Here is a 17,021-nt window from a genome sequence, read left to right on the forward strand (position 1 = left end):
TTGATGGGGGTAGCGGCCGTCAACAAGCGGCAATAGACGCCGGACGCGACGCTGAACCCAGGAACCCGGATGTTCGTCGAGAAGGCTCGACCCAGTGCGGTACATATATCTATCGGTGAAAAAAAACCAAGGCGTTGGCCGCCTTGGTCGACATCCAGGTCAGTTCACGGACTTGCGTTTATTGGATCGGGACTTTGTTCAGCGCATCGATGACGGCCTGCTCCCGAGCGATGCGTTCATGGGCGCAGCGATTGTTTGTCCGGATTTCATCGAGTTCGATAAGCCGCGATGAGTCGGTATCGAGCAGCCACGAGCGTTGCTCAAAGTTGTACGAGAGGTTGCCCGGCGTACCGTCAGCCATCTGCGCGTTCAACACCGTCAGGGTCTTGGTCGCCAGCGATGCCAGCGATGCCAGCGCTGTGGGCAGCGCTTTTGCGGGGTCGGGGACTGGCGTGAAGTAACGCGCATCAAGCGAATCGATGTAGATGGCTTCGAAGAGAAGATCGACGGTATGGACAACCCCATTCACCGTGATAACGCGGACTTGATCAATCAGATCCTCCGGATCTTCACAGACGGGGAGGTGAATAACGTTGCTGCCGATGTGCAATTGGTTGTTCAAAAGTTTGATTTCAACTTCGCCAAGAGACGTCGCGTCAAACTCCCATGTCGATGCCCGGGGCAGACGCAAGTAAGCGTTGGCCAGCGCGCCGGGCGTCGAAATGCGCAATGTTGTTTGCGGATTCAGGTGAATCAGATAGGTCGAGCCTTGGCCCAACAAGTTTTCGATCGCCGTGTGCTCCGCAAGGACGCGGATCTTGACGCACTTGGCCCAAGTCCCCAGCGAATGGGGCGGGTTATCGCGGGGCAGGCGATAAAACAATGTTCCGTTTCTGGGCTTTAGCGGTAGCGCGACGTCTATCTTCCATATCCGCTCGATGCCTGTGTTGGCCGGGTTTACCAACCCATTGGCACGAATCTGTTCACGATTGACCTTGTAGGAGACATCGTCATTCATGATCAGAATGAAGTGGTGATTGTCCGTCAATCTGGCAAGTCGCGACGCAAGATCCGAACCGCTGTAGGCACTGGCGAGATTATGCAGGGTCAGTCGATGGCCGCCGAAATGCAAAATCTGGTCGTACCGCAAGGATGATGTTTCGCCGGCGGTATAAACGCTCTCGACACGGGTCAACTCATGACTGGCGTAATCAACATGGAGGGTAGTAATTGCCTGTTTGCTGAATTTTTCGACCTTGAACGTCGTGTGCTCAGTTGATCGGGAAACATGGTAGTGAGTATCGATGTTGGCGGGAACACTGCATTCGGGTGTGTAGAGGATGGCCGGGTATTGAAGGGTGCCTTGACGTGTGATGGTTGCTTCCACCGGTGTTGCGTCCGGCGTTTCGATGATGTCGGGAAGTTCAGGCACCAGATAAAAGCCATCCTTGGTAATGAAGGTCAGCTTGCTGTTCTTTAAATGACGCTGGCTGTTGATTTTTTTATAGACTTTTTCAATCCGCAAGATTCTTTTACCGCTGTCTTCCAGATCGAACGTGGATGTGATGATCAAGTCCTGCTGTTCTATCTTCCAGCTTTCGATCAACTCCATCCGCCAATCCAGCATGATGAAACTTTCATCGACACCGTCCTCGACGATTGAAACATGACCCTGCTTGTGGGCGACGGCAAAAGTGTCCCGTCCGGCACCGCCCGTCACCCAGCCATTGCCGTTGAGCAAATACACCTGGTCATCTCCGCCCCCCGCATCGATGGCGTCGTCGCCACGGGATTTGATGATGTTGGCGCCGTCCGTTGCCTTGACAACGTTCAAGCCACCGGCAAGTGTTTGCACGTTCTCGAATCCGCTCAAAAGAGCATGGTCGACCTTCTTCTTGCCATTATCGGAAGTACTGTCTTTGGCGATGACCGACATCTTCCCGGCCTTCAGATCGACGTGGTAGCCCCAACCTTTATCGGTTCTGGTAGAAAGATCGCCATCGAAAATCAGCGTGTCATTGCCAGCCCCGGCGTTTAGTGCGCTGAGTCGGGAATCCTGCTGTCCTTCGGCGAGCAAGTCAGTGGCGCCCTGGAAGACAAACACATCATCTTTTTCACCGCCGACCAGGTCTTTTAATCCCGACGCATAGTGAAATTCATTGGGTTTTTTCGTTACGCCGGCGACGGTGTCATTGCCGCCGCCGATGAGCCAGAGAACGCCTTTGTGTTCGGCAGCGGAGCCAAACACGGCCCCCGGCGTATCAGGATTCACGCCATTGCGAGCATCGATAGTGTCATCGCCATCATTGGTGGTCGGGCGATCCTGTATCTCGATCGTCTCGCTGCCTGTCCACCAGCTGTAGGTTCTGACCGGTACTTGTTTCAGCCCGACATCAACGTGGCCGCTGACGATGACTTCAGTGGTGTCTTTCAGTGGGCCGTCGAGAAGTTTTCGAGCCGCCGCCAAGAGCATTTTCGAATGTTCGGCCGAAGCTTTGGCAATGGCGTGGCGATCCACGATGTACTTGTCAGGGCTGATGCCCCAGACGGTGAACCAGCCGGTACGCAGGCGCTCAAGCGCCGTCAGTTCGATGTAGTCGTCGATCTCGTCGACCGCGCGAATCGCCCCCCAGATCTGTGAGCCGGCAATCAGAATAAGACCGGCCACGATGCCGACCGGCCCTGCGAACGAGAAACCTGCCAGCGCAGCGGTACCGAGGATGACCGTCATGGCGGCGCTGGTGACACTCAGGCCTGCGGAAACGTAATGATCAACGGCTTCTTTATCAGACGCGGACGCCGCCGCATTGAAAGCGTTGACGGCGCTGATGATATCGAAGGGCAGCGTCAGTGCGCCGGCGATCAAACCGCCGGCGCGCCCCAGTCTTACGGCAAAACGGGTTTTGCCGAAATCCTTATACGCGTGCTGTCCCGCATTGATCATTTGCGTGGCTTTTCTGGTCACGGCCACTTCGACACCGATGGAGCCGACTTCCGTGGCAATGCTTGCGCCGTTGAACACTGTTTCATAGGCATTTTTGTTGCGAAGGGCGTCTTGCAATCCACGCAGTCCGCTGAAGATGCCGAAGGCTTGAAGCCCGACGCCGACACTGGCCATGCTGCCGCTTTTGACGCGGTCGACCCAGCGCGGTGTTTTTGGCGGCAGCTGTGCGTCACGCAGATCCAGTTTTTGTGCCGAACCCAGCAGTTGCTGAAGTTTGGCGCTATAGCCGTGAGCAGCAGCCGGGGCGGCGGGGCTTTCTCGCAGCATTGGTGCAAACGTCAGGGGGCGGCGACTGGCGATCTCGAAAAGCAGGGTCGGCAACAGATAGTCGTCTGCACTGCCAAACGTCTTCAAATAGTGTTCAACGCGCTGCGCACTGAACTGCAAACCATTGATGAAGGCGGGTTTGGGCGTGCGGAAGAATGTGTTCTGGCCATCCAGCGGCTGACCGTTGAGGGTGGCACCCAGGGTATTCAGTGCCGTGCGGGTGACGGAAACGGGGCCGATCTGAAAGGGCCCGAATAAAGCGTCCGCCGCTTTCAGTTGTGATGTCGTGTGCCTGGCTGACGGGTTGTTGTCACTGATGTCGCTGCCGTCCATGTCGAGGGTGGACGTTGTGCGTTTGTTCGCCCTGGGTTCCATGTCCGTTAGTTCTACGGCATCGTCATGGGGTAACGAAGCCGGCTCAATCAATGTAGCCATCATGAACATCCTTGTTCTGGCGGTTGGGTTTAGGTTGTCGGATGATCTTAAGAAGGTTTTAAAAGTGTTGTATATCAATGGGTTGTTGCGGTCTGTTGCGAACGGCGGGCACGGAAAAACGCCAACGAATATATAAATACTACCCGTTGGACAAAGGTGGGAAGCGGTTGGGTTTCGGCCATCCTTTAGCTGCTCGCAAGCAGATCGGGATGGCCATTGGAACGTTAAAGCAGAAGGTTATGGATACAACTCAGTGGCTGCTCAGGAGGGATGCGGCACCGGCGCCGCCGAACAGTCCGGCGCTGATTCGATTGAACCAGCTCTGACCCTTGCCACTGCGCAAATAACGCGCCGCGCCGTGAGCGCCCAGGCCATAAGTCAATTTGCACAGCAGGTCGAGCACCGTCCAGGTGGCGATCATCACCAGCAACTGCGGCAGAAATGGCTGCTCGGCACTGAGAAACTGCGGCAGAAACGCGGCGAAGAACAGAATGTCTTTCGGATTGCTGGCGCCCAGTACAAAGGCTCGGCCGAACAGTGCACGGAAACGCGGAACCGGCGCGGCTTGCGGCACGACGGCGCCCACCGATGGCTGGCGCGATTGCTGCCAGCTCTGCCACGCGAGATAGAACAGATACAGCGCACCCACGATTTTCAACGCGCTGAAGAGTTCTTCCGACGCCAGTAACAGGGCGCCGAGCCCCAGCGCCGAAGCACTGAGCAAGCAGATCGAAGCAATCACACCGCCGAGAAAGGCCGGGTATGACCGGCGCAGACCGTAATTCAGACTGTTGCTGATCATCAGCAACGACAGTGGCCCCGGAATAAGGATAACCACCAGCGCAGCGCCGCTGAACAGCAGCCAGGTTTCCAGACTCATCACTTTCTCCTTTTTATTGATATCAAGAATGCGCAAAAGCCCCACCCGATCGGGTGAGGCCGTTTTGCAACGCGTACTGCGTGATGCTTACAGGAAGATGAACTTGGCGATGAAGATCGCGCAGAGCACCCACAGGCTCACGGAAATTTCCTTGTACTTGCCAGTACCGGCCTTCAGCGCCACGTAGGTGATGAAGCCCAGTGCGATGCCATCGGCGACCGAAAAGGTCAGAGGCATCATGATTGCGGTGACGATTGCCGGAATGCTATCGGTCGCTTCGTCCCATTCGATGTGGGCCATACCGCCCATCATCAACATCGCTACGTAGATCAGTGCACCGGCGGTGGCGTAGGCGGGAATCATGCCGGCCAGCGGTGCGAAAAACATCGCCGCTATAAATAGCACACCTACGGTGACAGCGGTAAGACCAGTCCGACCACCTGCGGCCACGCCGGCAGCACTTTCCACGTAGCTGGTGACCGGTGGAACACCGACCACGGCACCGAATACGCTCGACGCACTGTCGGCTTTCATGGCGCGGGAAAGGTTTTCGATGCGACCGTCAGGATTCACCAGGTTAGCGCGCTGGGCAACGCCCATCAGGGTGCCGGCGGTGTCGAACATGTGCACGAAGAGGAAGGCGAGCACGACGCTGATCATGCTGACGTTGAACACGCCGGCAATGTTCATGGCCATCCAGGTCGGCGCAAGGCTCGGCGGGGCGGACATGATTCCTTGGTAATGCACCAGGCCCAGGCCCCAGCCCGCGAGGGTGACGGCGATGATGCTGATCAGGATCGCGCCGAACACGCGGTGGTAGCTGAGGATAGCGATCATCAAAAAGCAAATGGCCGCGAGCAGCGGACCAGGCTCGCGCAGGGAGCCGAGCTTGATCAGGGTAGCCGGGCTATCGACGACGATGCCGGCGGTTTTCAGACCGATCAGGCCGAGGAACAGGCCGACCCCGGCGCCCATGGCATAGCGCAGGCTGACCGGGATGCTATTGAGCAACCATTCGCGGATCCGCGAAAACGTCAGGATCATGAACAACACACCGGACAAGAACACCGCGCCGAGGGCGGTTTCCCAGTTGTAGCCCATGGTGCCGACCACGGTGTAGGTGAAGAAAGCGTTCAGGCCCATGCCCGGCGCCAGACCGACCGGCCAGTTGGCGTACAGGCCCATCAGCAGGCAACCCAATGCAGCTGCGATGCAGGTGGCGACAAACGCCGCGCCATGATCGATGCCGGCGTCGGCCATGATGTTCGGGTTGACGAAGATGATGTAAGCCATGGTGATGAAGGTTGTCAGACCGGCAATCAGCTCGGTCTTCACCGTGGTGCCGTGCAAAGTGAGTTTAAAGAGGCGCTCCAGCAAGCCATTGCGTAATGGCGGCGAGAGATCCAGCGTCGAGGCTTCGGATTTGCGGCTTTCCACAGCGAGTACTCCTCAAGAGTTTTATTTTTATTTCCAGGGCCGGACCCATGAGGGGTGGCAGCAGCCCTTTGAGGCAGACGCGAATTTGTTGACCGTGTGGTCAGGAACTCGCACGCAGTGGATTATGCTTTTGTGTACAAATAAAGCAAATATTGTTTTCTGTTTTGTCGACGAAAGTTTCGTTGATCCGGATATATCGCCTGGGGGACTGCTTTCGCTGGCAAGCCAGCTCCCACAGGTTTTGTGATGGCCATGGATTCTGTGGGAGCTGGCTTGCCAGCGATGGGGTCTTTAGGTTCACTCGAGATGCGCTTGACTGTTCCCCAACGCCATATTCACCGCCAACCACCCGTTCACCGCCGCTTCCCCAGCCTCGGCAAACACCCGTTCGAGCAATTTCACCTGCTCACGCCGCAGCGCTTGCTCGAATTTCGCGCCTTCCATGGTCAATTCCAGCAGCCGCTTACGCTTGTCCGTCTCGGACGCAACGCTGTCCACCAGGTGCATTTCCTGCAATTGGCGCAACGGCATGTTCAGCGCCTGCTTGCTCACGCCGAGCAGCGCCAACAGTTCTTTCACACTCAAATTCGGATAACGGGCAATGAAAAACACGATGCGCTGATGAACACGGCTCAGACCTCGGCGCTCGAGCATTTCGTCAGCCTTGGCGGTAAAAGCCTGGTAACCGAAGAAGAACGCTTCCATGGCCTGCTGCTGACTGTTTGAGTTTTTAAGGTCAATCATGTTGACGTTTCCGTTGCGATTGTCGTAATTTCAGTCAATAAGTTTGACTCATTTTTCATACGCCTCGCTACCGGTGACTTCCATGGCTTTTTCCGAACGTGTCTCGCGCCTTAAAAGTTCTTTGATCCGAGAAATCCTTGCCGCCGCCCAGCGTCCGGAAGTGATGTCGTTCGCCGGAGGCCTGCCGGCCGAAGCCATGTTGCCGAAGGTCGATTGGGCCGACATGCCGCTGTCCATCGGTCAGTACGGCATGAGCGAGGGTGAGCCGGCATTGCGTGAAGCCCTGGCGGCGCAGGCGAGGGCGTTGGGCCTGGCCTGTGAGGCGAATCAGGTGTTGGTGGTCAGCGGTTCGCAGCAAACCCTTGATCTGGCGGCCAAGCTCTATATCGACCAAGGCACGGAGATTCTGCTCGAAGCGCCGACCTATCTGGCGGCGTTGCAGATTTTCCAACTGTTCGGCGCCGATTGCCTGACCGTGCCGCTGGAGGCTGACGGCCCGGATCTGACGCAATTGCGCACTCGTCTGGCGCAGCATCGACCCGCTTTCATCTACCTGATCCCGACATTTCAAAACCCGTCGGCGGTGCGCTACAGCGAAGCCAAGCGCGAAGCGGTCGCGGCCCTGCTGGACGAATTCGGCGTGACCTTGATCGAAGATGAACCGTACCGAGAGCTGACGTTCGACGGCGGCAGTGCCAAGCCGATTGCCGGGCGTTTGCACAAATCCAGCTGGATCTACACCGGCACCGTCTCGAAAACCTTGCTGCCCGGCTTGCGCGTTGGCTATCTGATTGCCAGCCCGGATCTGTTTCCGCACCTGCTCAAACTCAAGCAATCGGCGGATCTGCACACCAACCGCATCGGCCAATGGCAGGCGTTGCAGTGGATCGGCACTGAGCACTATCAGCAGCACTTAAGCGAACTGCGTGGTTTCTATCGCCAGCGCCGTGACGCGTTCCAGTCAGCACTGGAGACGCATTTTTCTGATTTGGCAGACTGGAACGTACCGCAAGGCGGGTTGTTTTTCTGGCTGACCTTGAAGCAACCGCTCGACACGCGAACTTTGCTCAACGAGGCGCTGACCAATGACGTGGCGTTCATGCCCGGCGAGCCGTTCTTCCCGGATCCGGATAATCATCCGGGGCATTTGCGCTTGAATTTCAGCCATATTGATCCGGCGCGACTGGACGAAGGGCTCAAGCGATTGGCGGCGGTGTTTCGACGAGCACTGGTGGCGCAATCAGCATAAAAAAACCGGCACATTTGGCCGATTTTTTAGTCTTTGTTCTCTGGTGGCTGTGCGGGCCCTATCGCTGGCAAGCCAGCTCCCACAGGATTTGTGGGCGCCACAGTTTACTGTGGGGGCTGGCTTGCCAGCGATAGGGCCGTCAGCCCTGACACATATCGATCAGGCTGCGGCAAACCGCTTGTCCAGATAATCAATAATCACCTTGGATTCATACATCCATGTGGTCTGGCCGTTTTCTTCGATACGCAGGCACGGCACTTTGATTTTGCCGCCCTGATCCAGCAAGGTTTGGCGATCCTGCTCGTTGTTTTTTGCGTCTTTAAGCGCCACGGGAACGTTCAGGCGACGCAACGTACGGCGGGTTTTCACGCAGAACGGGCAGGCATGAAACTGATACAGCGTCAGATCCTTCGCCGCCGAATTCACCTGAGCCTGAGCGGCGGCGGGGCGCTTTTTCTTTCCCGGGCGGGTGAGAAAGTCGATGAAGATAACCAGTTGGCCGAGGCCGACACGAAGCGCTTTGACGAACACGGTACAAGCCTCACAGGGACAATGAAGAAGGCGCGCAGCTTACCCGATTTTTCACGGGCACAAAAAAACCGGCGATCAACGCCGGTTTTTTCTGTCGCGAATTACTTGATCAGGCTGAGGAACTCAGTACGGGTCGAAGCATTTTCGCGGAACTCGCCGAGCATCACCGAGGTGATCATCGAGGAATTCTGTTTCTCGACACCGCGCATCATCATGCACATGTGCTTGGCCTCGATCACCACCGCCACGCCCAGCGCGCCGGTCACTTGCTGCACGGCATCGGCGATCTGGCGGCTGAGGTTTTCCTGAATCTGCAGGCGACGGGCGTACATGTCGACGATTCGCGCAACCTTCGACAGGCCGAGCACTTTGCCGCTCGGAATATAAGCGACGTGCGCCTTGCCGATGAACGGCAGTAGATGGTGTTCGCACAACGAATACAGCTCGATGTCCTTCACCAGCACCATTTCGCTGTTATCGGAGCTGAACAAGGCACCATTGGTGACCTCTTCGAGCGTCTGCTCATAGCCGCGGCAAAGGTACTGCATGGCTTTGGCGGCACGCTTGGGCGTATCACGCAGGCCCTCGCGGGAAACGTCCTCGCCCAATTGGCCGAGGATCGCGGTGTAATTCTGTTCCAGGGACATGAAACTACCTGTGGGGATTTTCGCAAAGGGCAAGGGTACGGTGGCGGACACAACCCTGCAAGTTCGGTGTGACGGCTTTATTCGTCGCGGCCTTCCATCATGGTGCGTTTGAGCATCACGTACACCGCGCCGGCGCCGCCGTGTTTGGCCTGGCACGAGGTAAACCCGAGCACTTTCGGGTGCTGGCGCAGCCAGGTGTTGACGTGGCTTTTGATCATCGGTCGCTTGCCGTCCAGCCGCACAGCCTTGCCATGGGTGACGCGCACGCAGCGGATTTCGAATTGGGTGGCCTCGGCCAGGAACGCCCAGAGGGTTTCCCGGGCTTTTTCGACGGTCATGCCATGCAGATCGAGACTGCCCTCGAACGGTATCTGGCCGACCTTGAGCTTGCGCATCTGACTTTCCTGAACCCCGTCGCGGGCCCACATCAACTCGTCTTCAGGGCCGACGTCGATTACGAACTGATCGGACAGACCGTCAACGGTGGTGGTTTGCGTGCGCACGGTCGCGGACTGGCGCAGCTTGGCGATCTGCGCGCGGTCAGTCTTGGGTTTGCCGGTGTCGGCGCGATCGTGCTTGATCGGCTTGACGCCTTGGATCGCACTTTTGAACAGGGAAAAATCGTCGTCTTGCATGTCAGCCTCCGCGAAGGGCGGCCAGTTTACCCAAACAAGCGCAAAACGGCCCGGCTAAACGCCAGGCCATTGCTTCAATCGTGCTTTTTCATCAAGTGTGGTGACATGTTCAGCTCGCGCGATTGTCGGGCGCGACGACGGCAACGGCGCCACAGTGCCACGCCGAAATACAGGAACAACAGACCCACCGCCAGAATGATTGCCGAACCGAGCGGTGTGGCATTCAAGTCGCCGAGCGCCGGCGGGCGTCCCAGCAGGCTGGCGGCCCCGGCCATCGCGAGCAGCACGCCGAACGTCGCCAGGATGGCGGCAATCGCAGCACCGAATCGAAAGCGCCAGTTGCTTTGGCCTTTGGGCCGCAAGCGGCGTGCGTCAAATCCATCGGATAACTTCATTCCGACCTTCCTCAATGGGTATCGGCCCTTCGACCGGGAGTTGACCGGGTTGTTCCTGAGGCTATGGCATTTACAGCAAATGAGAGGCTTTTGCGGATGAGCGGTGTTTCGTACCGCCCAACCTGATGAATCAGATCAAATCCTGAGTCAGCGCGAGGGTGGCAAAGTTGTCCGCCATGATCGCCATTTCTGCTTCCTGCACCTGTTCGGCCGGGAGGATACGTCCCTTGAACGGCAGGTCGCGGGTGGCACAGGCGTCTTCGACGAGTGTGCAGCGGAAACCCAGGTTTTTTGCCGCGCGCACCGTAGTGCTGACGCTGGAATGACTCATGAAGCCGCAGACGATCAGATCCAGCGAGCCGAGCACTTGCAGGCGATCATAAAGTTCAGTGCCGTGAAACGCGCTCGGCAGCAGTTTGCCGATGACGGTCTCGTCGCCTTGGGGTTCCAGGCCGGGAATGAACTCGCCTCGTTCGCCCTGCGGGTCGAACAGGCCGCCGACGGTGCCGAGGTGGCGCACATGCACGATCGGCCGACCGGCGGCACGGGCCGCAGCAACCACTTGCTTGATGTTCGCGACCGCCGCGTCCATGCCGCTCAGGGCCAAGGGGCCGCTGAGGTATTCTTTCTGGGCATCGATGATGACCACGGTGGCATGACTCAACGTGGCTGCTGCATAACCGCGGCCACTGAGTTGAAACATCGTTTTTGGAACGGACATTCTGGGGCTCCTTGGGGTGGGGCTTTTGCGACATTCTCCTCTGGCTGAGCGATTCTGTGAATCGCTACCATCGTAGGCGCCGTCGTTCGCGGCTTGCAGGGTTGTCAAGTTACACGTTTCGTTCAATAGGCGAGGGTAAATTCGGAAAGGTCCTACCGTCGGCCGGGTGTTTTTCCTGCGTCGTCGTGCCGCGTTTTGGCTGTTAGAATCGCCAGTCGTTTTTTTTGGAGTTTTGCGCCGTGATCACTTCCCGCCTTCGCACCCTGCGTGACCATATCCGTTGGGCCGTCAGTCGCTTCCATGGGGAGGATCTGTTTTTCGGCCATGGGACGGACAACGCCTGGGACGAAGCCCGCCAATTGGTGCTCGGTGCTTTGCACCTGCCTTGGGAAATCGCCGACAGCTATCTCGACTGCAATCTGGAAGACGATGAGTTGGTCAATCTGCAGCGTTTGCTCAAGCGCCGCATCGAAGATCGCATTCCCACCGCGTACCTGTTGGGCGAAGCCTGGTTCTGCGGTATGTCGTTCATCGTCGATCAGCGCGTATTGATCCCGCGTTCGCCGATTGGCGAGCTGATTGAAAACCGTTTTGCGCCGTGGATCGGCACGGAGCCTGCGCGGATTCTCGATTTGTGCACCGGTTCCGGTTGCATCGGCATCGCCTGCGCCTACGAATTTCAGAATGCCGAAGTGGTACTGGCGGATCTGTCATTCGAGGCGCTGGAAGTCGCCAATCAAAACATCGAGCGCCACGGCGTCGATGAGCGCGTGTACACGGTGCAGGGCGATGGTTTCGATGGTCTGCCAGGTCAGCGTTTTGACCTGATTGTGTCTAACCCGCCTTACGTCGATGCGGAAGATTTCGCCGACATGCCGGACGAATATCAGCACGAACCGGAGCTGGGCCTGGCCTGCGGCGACGATGGTCTGAATCTGGTACGGCGCATGCTCGCCGAAGCGGCGGACCATCTGACCGAGAAGGGTTTGATGATTGTCGAAGTGGGCAACAGCCAGGTGCACGTCGAGGCGCTGTACCCGGAAGTCGATTTCGCCTGGCTTGAGTTCGCGCGTGGCGGGCATGGCGTGTTCATGTTGACGGCAGAGCAGTGCCGCAACCATCAGGCACTGTTCGCGTCCCGCGTTTAACTGCTAAACGCTTCGCGGGCTTGCCCGCGAAGCTGGCACCTCGGTCTGAAATCGTTACCGGTGTGTGGCGATCCAGATCAACAGCCCGGCCTGAAACACCGCAAACGCCACCAGGCACGTAATGGTGAAACGCAATCCGGCGTCCTCACGCTTGAACTTGCTGACCTTTTCCTCCTGTTTCTTCAGCTTCACTTCTTGCTCGGCCAGATTCTGCTCGGCCTGTTGCAGCATCTGCGCGGCTTCGAGAATCTCGACGATCTGCAGTTTTTCGCTGTTCCAGTCGCCAATCAAATCACCGACCTGGGCTTCCTTGACGCTGCCTTTCAAATGCTGGGCATCGGCGTAAACCACTTCGAATCCATGCACTTTCAGAAAGTGGTCGCGACGCAGACGAGTGTCCTCGTTCAGCGCGTCTTTGTTGTTCAGGGCCGTGCCGTCGACGACGTAGGCGGGCCAGCGCTTCTTAGCCCACGCGATGCCTTGTGCCGCCATGAAGCGGCCGATACCGCGATTCAACGGTTCGATCTGTAAGCCGCTGTCCGGGCCGAAGTGCACGCGCTTGGTGCCGTGATCGACCCACACGTCGAGGTGATTCTGCTCTTTACGCACCCGTTGGCTGGGCAGCTTGATTGCCATGCGCATCAGGCTTTTTTCTTTGCTGTTGCGCTCGGAATAGCCGAACTCGACGAAACGCAAAGGACGTCCGCCGGTATTGCGATCGGTCTGCAGCGGGGCCAAACGGAGCATCTTGTGGTGCTCGACGTGGACGTCCGCCCACGGCAGCTCGACCGCTGGCGGTGCGTCTTTTTCAGCGGTGGTGTCGGGTGAAGTCTGAGTATCAGTCATAACGGCGAGATCCTGTCCAAGCCCTGCTTGCCGCCAGCCAGTGCGCTAGCGACAAAGGCTTATCGGCCGTTTTTTGCAGGACTGGAGGACAAACAGCGCTTAACGGGTGCGAAGTCCGTCAATAAATCCGAGGATGGCGCTGCCCAGTTCTGCCGCCAGAGGTAACTGCGGGTCTTTGTATGAGGCCAATTGCCGCTTCACATCGTTGGGAACGATGCGCATGACGTGGTTCATACCTTCGATCACCGCCAGTTCGGCGTCCGGTTTAGCTTGCTTCAGCAGTTTTGCATCGTCCACGCCGACCTGAATATCGTTGCTGCCCTGAATGATCAGCGCCGGCATTTTCAGCCGCGCAAACGCGCCTGCGGGATCCTGACGGAATAGCGAAATCAGATACGGCTGAACGCTCGGGCGGAAAATCACCTGCAACGGCGCTGGCACGTTGTCGTCCGTGCGCCCGGCCTTGAGGCTGTCGAGCAGTTCATTGCTGCGCAGCATCAGCGCTGGCGGCAGGCTGCGCGCCAGTTGCTGGCGCAGCACCACGTCGATCGGACGGGCGCTGCCGGACAGGGAAATCACTGCCGCAGCGTCCACCGCAGGCGCCGCGAGGCTGGCAATCAATGCACCCTCGCTGTGCCCGAGCAGGATCAGCGAACCGAAACGCGGATCAGCCTTGAGCTTGCGACCCCAGGCTTCGGCGTCGGCCACATAAGCTTCCACCGACAGATTGCGCTCGTCCGGCGTCGCCGCCAGGCTCGCAGCCACGCCGCGCTTGTCGTAGCGCACGCTCGCGATGTTGTGTTTGGCCAACACCCATGCCAGGCGTTTGAGGCTGTCGTTGCGCCCGCCGTCGGGGTTGTTTCCGTCACGATCCGTAGGGCCGGAGCCGGAAATGATCAGGACAACCGGCACAGGCTTGTCGGATTTTGGCAGCAGCAGCGAGCCGAAAAGTTCGCCGCTGCCGGTCTCCAAAGTTACCGGGCGTTGCAGGACGGTCGCCTGGGCAAAGCCAGAGAGGAGGGTAAGACTCAAGATCAAAACTCGCAGCATCATCACGCCATCATTTGCCAAGGTGCCGGTTGGACTCGCCAACACCGCCAAGGTTCGAGGATGAACTACTCGGTGAGCCTGCGTATACTGGCGCGCATCAAGAATTGGGTTCGATTTCACGGAGCGTCCTGCATGTCCGGCAATACCTACGGCAAGCTGTTCACTGTCACCACCGCGGGCGAAAGCCATGGTCCGGCGTTGGTCGCCATTGTCGACGGGTGCCCGCCAGGCCTGGAGATTTCCCTGGAAGACTTGCAGCGCGACCTCGACCGCCGCAAGCCCGGCACCAGCCGCCATACGACCCAGCGCCAGGAAGCCGACGAAGTCGAAATCCTCTCCGGCGTATTCGAAGGTCGCACCACCGGTTGCGCCATCGGCCTGCTGATCCGCAACACCGACCAGAAGTCGAAGGACTACTCGGCAATCAAGGATCTGTTCCGTCCGGCCCACGCCGACTACACCTATCACCATAAATACGGCGAGCGAGATTATCGCGGCGGCGGCCGCAGTTCGGCCCGTGAAACCGCCATGCGCGTCGCGGCCGGTGCCATCGCCAAGAAATATCTGGCGAGCCAGGGCATCGTCATTCGCGGCTACATGAGCCAGCTCGGCCCGATTGAAATCCCCTTCAAGACCTGGGATTCGGTTGAAGAAAATGCCTTCTTCAGCCCCGATCCGGACAAAGTCCCGGAGCTGGAGGCCTACATGGATCAACTGCGCCGCGATCAGGACTCGGTCGGGGCGAAAATCACCGTGGTTGCCGAAGGCGTGATGCCGGGTCTGGGCGAGCCGATCTTCGACCGTCTCGACGCCGAACTGGCCCACGCGCTGATGAGCATCAACGCCGTGAAAGGCGTGGAAATCGGCGCCGGTTTCGCCTGTGTCGCCCAGCGTGGCACCGAGCACCGTGATGAACTGACCCCGCAAGGTTTCCTCAGCAATAATGCCGGCGGCATTCTCGGTGGCATTTCGTCCGGTCAGCCGATCGTTGCGCACCTGGCGTTGAAGCCGACGTCGAGTATCACCACGCCGGGCCGTTCAATCGACGTCAACGGCAACCCGGTCGACGTCATTACCAAGGGCCGTCACGACCCCTGCGTCGGCATCCGCGCCACGCCCATTGCGGAAGCGATGATGGCCATCGTGCTGATGGATCACCTGCTGCGTCACCGTGGGCAAAATGCCGATGTGCGCGTGAGCACCCCGGTGCTGGGTCAGCTTTGATGGTTGACCTTCAAACCGTCGCGGTCTGACCGTGGCGGCGCTCCCATACTGGCGGCTGTCCAGTTTCTATCTGTTCTATTTCGCCTTGCTCGGTTCGACGGCGCCGTTTCTGGCGCTGTACTTCGATCACCTCGGCTTCAGCGCCGCGCGCATTGGCGAACTGGTGGCAATCCCGATGCTGATGCGCTGCGTGGCGCCGAACATCTGGGGCTGGCTCGGCGACTACACCGGCAGACGCCTGGCCATCGTGCGCTTCGGCGCGGTCTGCACGTTACTGACCTTTTCCCTGATCTTTGTCAGCAAGAGCTACGCCTGGCTGGCAATGGTCATGGCGTTGCACGCGTTCTTCTGGCACGCGGTGCTACCGCAATTCGAAGTCATCACCCTCGCGCATTTGCAGGGGCAAACGTCGCGCTACAGCCAGATTCGCTTATGGGGTTCCATCGGTTTCATCATCACCGTTGTAGCGCTGGGGCGGTTGTTCGAGTGGCTCAGCCTCGACATTTACCCGGCGGCGCTGGTGCTGATCATGGCCGGCATCGTCCTCAGCAGCCTGTGGGTGCCGAATGCCCAACCGGTGCAGGGCGACCGGCCGGCGGGAGAGGGCTTTCTCAAGCAACTGCGCCGTCCGGGTGTGCTGGCGTTCTACGGATGCGTCGCGTTGATGCAAGTGAGCCACGGGCCGTATTACACATTTTTGACCCTGCACCTTGAGCGACTCGGTTACAGCCGTGGCGTGATCGGCATGCTTTGGGCGGTCGGTGTGGTCGCCGAAGTGCTGATGTTTCTGGCCATGAGCCGGATTCTGGCGCGCTTTTCCGTGCGCCGGGTGCTCATGGCGAGTTTCCTGCTGGCGGCGCTGCGTTGGTTGCTGCTCGGTTCATTCGCCGAATTTCTCTGGGTGCTGCTGTTCGCGCAGGTCTTGCACGCTGCCACGTTCGGCAGCTTTCATGCGGCGGCCATCCAATTCGTGCAACGTAGTTTCGGAGCGCGCCAGCAAGGGCAGGGCCAGGCGCTGTATGCCGCGCTGGCCGGCACCGGTGGCGCGCTGGGCGCGTTGTATTCGGGTTACAGCTGGAACAGCCTCGGCGCGACATTCACTTTTAGTGTCGCCAGTCTCGCAGCGCTCGCCGCTGCCGTTATCATTGCCATTCGCATGCAAGAGGACAGGCCATGAGCCTTACCCGTGAACAACTCGCCCAGGAAATCATCGATGCCGGGCGTTTCCTCTATGGTCGCGGCTGGTCGCCGGCCACCAGCAGCAATTACTCGACGCGTCTTTCGCCGAGCGAAGCGCTGTTGACCGTGTCTGGCAAACACAAGGGCCAGTTGGGTCTGGACGATGTGCTCGCCACCGATCTGTCCGGCAACAGCCTTGAGCCTGGCAAAAAGCCGTCCGCCGAAACCCTGCTGCATACCCAGCTCTACAGCTGGCGCCCAGAGATCGGTGCGGTGTTGCATACCCATTCGGTGAATGCCACGGTGCTGTCGCGCCTGACTCCGGAAGATTTCATCGAGTTCGAAGACTACGAATTGCAAAAAGCCTTCAGTGGCGTCTCGACCCACGAGTCCCTCGTGCGCGTGCCGATCTTCGACAACGATCAAGACATTGCGCGCCTCGCCGCGAAGGTGCAGCCTTGGCTCGACGCCCACCCCGATTGCGTCGGTTATCTGATCCGCGGTCATGGCCTCTATACCTGGGGCGCGCGCATGAGCGATGCGTTGCGGCAGATCGAGGCGTTTGAATTCTTGTTTGAATGTGAGTTGAAGACCCGCAGCGTACTCAACCGTTAACGGCAGACTTATCC

General features: G+C 58.6%; 16 protein-coding genes. 5 read left to right on the forward strand and 11 right to left on the reverse strand.

The annotated features are described in order from the left end of the window. Positions 1–178: 178 nt before the first annotated feature. The 4 genes from GIW69_RS19315 to GIW69_RS19330 form a co-directional block, all read right to left on the reverse strand. On the reverse strand, positions 179–3,706 hold the full coding sequence (locus tag GIW69_RS19315; RefSeq protein WP_236484377.1) for a calcium-binding protein: 3,528 nt from the start codon (positions 3,704–3,706) through the stop codon (positions 179–181). Between the two features lie 250 nt (positions 3,707–3,956). Then, positions 3,957–4,586, reverse strand: a complete 630-nt coding sequence (locus GIW69_RS19320) for a LysE family translocator (protein ID WP_236484378.1) — start codon at positions 4,584–4,586, stop codon at positions 3,957–3,959. Between the two features lie 87 nt (positions 4,587–4,673). Beyond that, a complete protein-coding gene (locus GIW69_RS19325; RefSeq protein ID WP_236484379.1) occupies positions 4,674–6,023 on the reverse strand; it encodes an NCS2 family permease in 1,350 nt (449 codons plus the stop codon). A gap of 297 nt (positions 6,024–6,320) precedes the next feature. Continuing rightward, positions 6,321–6,767 carry a MarR family transcriptional regulator gene (locus GIW69_RS19330; RefSeq protein WP_236484380.1) on the reverse strand — a complete coding sequence of 149 codons (447 nt, stop codon included), beginning with the start codon at positions 6,765–6,767 and terminating at the stop codon, positions 6,321–6,323. A gap of 82 nt (positions 6,768–6,849) precedes the next feature. Between GIW69_RS19330 and GIW69_RS19335 the strand changes: the two genes are divergently transcribed. Next, positions 6,850–8,016 (forward strand): aminotransferase-like domain-containing protein, encoded by a 1,167-nt coding sequence (locus GIW69_RS19335; RefSeq protein ID WP_236484381.1) that lies wholly within the window; start codon positions 6,850–6,852, stop codon positions 8,014–8,016. A 159-nt stretch (positions 8,017–8,175) separates the two neighbouring features. On the opposite strand, the gene GIW69_RS19340 is transcribed toward GIW69_RS19335, so the two are convergent. From GIW69_RS19340 to GIW69_RS19360, 5 genes are all read right to left on the reverse strand, one after another. Next, positions 8,176–8,547 (reverse strand): glutathione S-transferase N-terminal domain-containing protein, encoded by a 372-nt coding sequence (locus tag GIW69_RS19340; RefSeq protein ID WP_236484382.1) that lies wholly within the window; start codon positions 8,545–8,547, stop codon positions 8,176–8,178. Positions 8,548–8,648: 101 nt separating this feature from the next. Beyond that, on the reverse strand, positions 8,649–9,194 hold the full coding sequence (folE, locus tag GIW69_RS19345; RefSeq protein ID WP_236484383.1) for a GTP cyclohydrolase I FolE: 546 nt from the start codon (positions 9,192–9,194) through the stop codon (positions 8,649–8,651). 77 nt (positions 9,195–9,271) lie between these two features. Further along, the gene (locus GIW69_RS19350) at positions 9,272–9,829 is read right to left on the reverse strand and encodes a Smr/MutS family protein (protein WP_236484384.1); all 558 of its coding nucleotides are present in this window, start codon (positions 9,827–9,829) and stop codon (positions 9,272–9,274) included. Positions 9,830–9,903: 74 nt separating this feature from the next. Continuing rightward, positions 9,904–10,224, reverse strand: coding sequence for a hypothetical protein (locus GIW69_RS19355; RefSeq protein ID WP_007960009.1), 321 nt, complete (start codon positions 10,222–10,224; stop codon positions 9,904–9,906). Positions 10,225–10,354: 130 nt separating this feature from the next. Then, a complete protein-coding gene (locus GIW69_RS19360; RefSeq protein WP_236484385.1) occupies positions 10,355–10,945 on the reverse strand; it encodes a cysteine hydrolase family protein in 591 nt (196 codons plus the stop codon). 239 nt (positions 10,946–11,184) lie between these two features. Here GIW69_RS19360 and prmB point away from each other — a divergent pair, with 239 nt between their 5' ends. Beyond that, entirely contained in the window at positions 11,185–12,093 is a 909-nt protein-coding gene (gene prmB / locus GIW69_RS19365) for a 50S ribosomal protein L3 N(5)-glutamine methyltransferase (protein ID WP_236484386.1), read from the forward strand. 54 nt (positions 12,094–12,147) lie between these two features. Here prmB and GIW69_RS19370 read toward each other — a convergent pair whose 3' ends face one another. Both GIW69_RS19370 and GIW69_RS19375 read right to left on the reverse strand, forming a co-directional pair. Further along, positions 12,148–12,939 (reverse strand): hypothetical protein, encoded by a 792-nt coding sequence (locus tag GIW69_RS19370; RefSeq protein WP_236484387.1) that lies wholly within the window; start codon positions 12,937–12,939, stop codon positions 12,148–12,150. A 99-nt stretch (positions 12,940–13,038) separates the two neighbouring features. Continuing rightward, positions 13,039–13,992 carry an alpha/beta fold hydrolase gene (locus tag GIW69_RS19375; protein WP_236484388.1) on the reverse strand — a complete coding sequence of 318 codons (954 nt, stop codon included), beginning with the start codon at positions 13,990–13,992 and terminating at the stop codon, positions 13,039–13,041. A 129-nt stretch (positions 13,993–14,121) separates the two neighbouring features. Here GIW69_RS19375 and aroC point away from each other — a divergent pair, with 129 nt between their 5' ends. The 3 genes from aroC to GIW69_RS19390 are packed head-to-tail and all read left to right on the forward strand — an operon-like array spanning position 14,122 to position 17,007. After that, positions 14,122–15,213, forward strand: coding sequence for a chorismate synthase (aroC, locus tag GIW69_RS19380; RefSeq protein ID WP_236484389.1), 1,092 nt, complete (start codon positions 14,122–14,124; stop codon positions 15,211–15,213). Between the two features lie 31 nt (positions 15,214–15,244). After that, positions 15,245–16,390: an MFS transporter gene (locus GIW69_RS19385; protein WP_236484390.1), complete on the forward strand. Its 1,146-nt coding sequence runs from the start codon at positions 15,245–15,247 to the stop codon at positions 16,388–16,390. Beyond that, on the forward strand, positions 16,387–17,007 hold the full coding sequence (locus tag GIW69_RS19390) for a methylthioribulose 1-phosphate dehydratase (RefSeq protein ID WP_236484391.1): 621 nt from the start codon (positions 16,387–16,389) through the stop codon (positions 17,005–17,007). The genes GIW69_RS19385 and GIW69_RS19390 overlap by 4 nt, the downstream gene beginning before the upstream one ends. The last annotated feature ends 14 nt before the right edge of the window (positions 17,008–17,021 follow it).

This window comes from Pseudomonas syringae (assembly GCF_021605415.1).
Lineage (GTDB): Bacteria > Pseudomonadota > Gammaproteobacteria > Pseudomonadales > Pseudomonadaceae > Aquipseudomonas > Aquipseudomonas syringae_S.

Excerpts from the sequence above, each read along its gene's own strand:
- GIW69_RS19315 (WP_236484377.1), bottom strand. The coding sequence starts at position 3,706 with ATGGCTACATTGATTGAGCCGGCTTCGTTACCCCATGACGATGCCGTA.
- GIW69_RS19320 (WP_236484378.1), bottom strand. The coding sequence starts at position 4,586 with ATGAGTCTGGAAACCTGGCTGCTGTTCAGCGGCGCTGCGCTGGTGGTT.
- GIW69_RS19330 (WP_236484380.1), bottom strand. The coding sequence starts at position 6,767 with ATGATTGACCTTAAAAACTCAAACAGTCAGCAGCAGGCCATGGAAGCG.
- GIW69_RS19335 (WP_236484381.1), top strand. The coding sequence starts at position 6,850 with ATGGCTTTTTCCGAACGTGTCTCGCGCCTTAAAAGTTCTTTGATCCGA.
- folE (WP_236484383.1), bottom strand. The coding sequence starts at position 9,194 with ATGTCCCTGGAACAGAATTACACCGCGATCCTCGGCCAATTGGGCGAG.
- GIW69_RS19350 (WP_236484384.1), bottom strand. The coding sequence starts at position 9,829 with ATGCAAGACGACGATTTTTCCCTGTTCAAAAGTGCGATCCAAGGCGTC.
- GIW69_RS19355 (WP_007960009.1), bottom strand. The coding sequence starts at position 10,224 with ATGAAGTTATCCGATGGATTTGACGCACGCCGCTTGCGGCCCAAAGGC.
- GIW69_RS19360 (WP_236484385.1), bottom strand. The coding sequence starts at position 10,945 with ATGTCCGTTCCAAAAACGATGTTTCAACTCAGTGGCCGCGGTTATGCA.
- GIW69_RS19370 (WP_236484387.1), bottom strand. The coding sequence starts at position 12,939 with ATGACTGATACTCAGACTTCACCCGACACCACCGCTGAAAAAGACGCA.
- GIW69_RS19375 (WP_236484388.1), bottom strand. The coding sequence starts at position 13,992 with ATGATGCTGCGAGTTTTGATCTTGAGTCTTACCCTCCTCTCTGGCTTT.
- aroC (WP_236484389.1), top strand. The coding sequence starts at position 14,122 with ATGTCCGGCAATACCTACGGCAAGCTGTTCACTGTCACCACCGCGGGC.
- GIW69_RS19390 (WP_236484391.1), top strand. The coding sequence starts at position 16,387 with ATGAGCCTTACCCGTGAACAACTCGCCCAGGAAATCATCGATGCCGGG.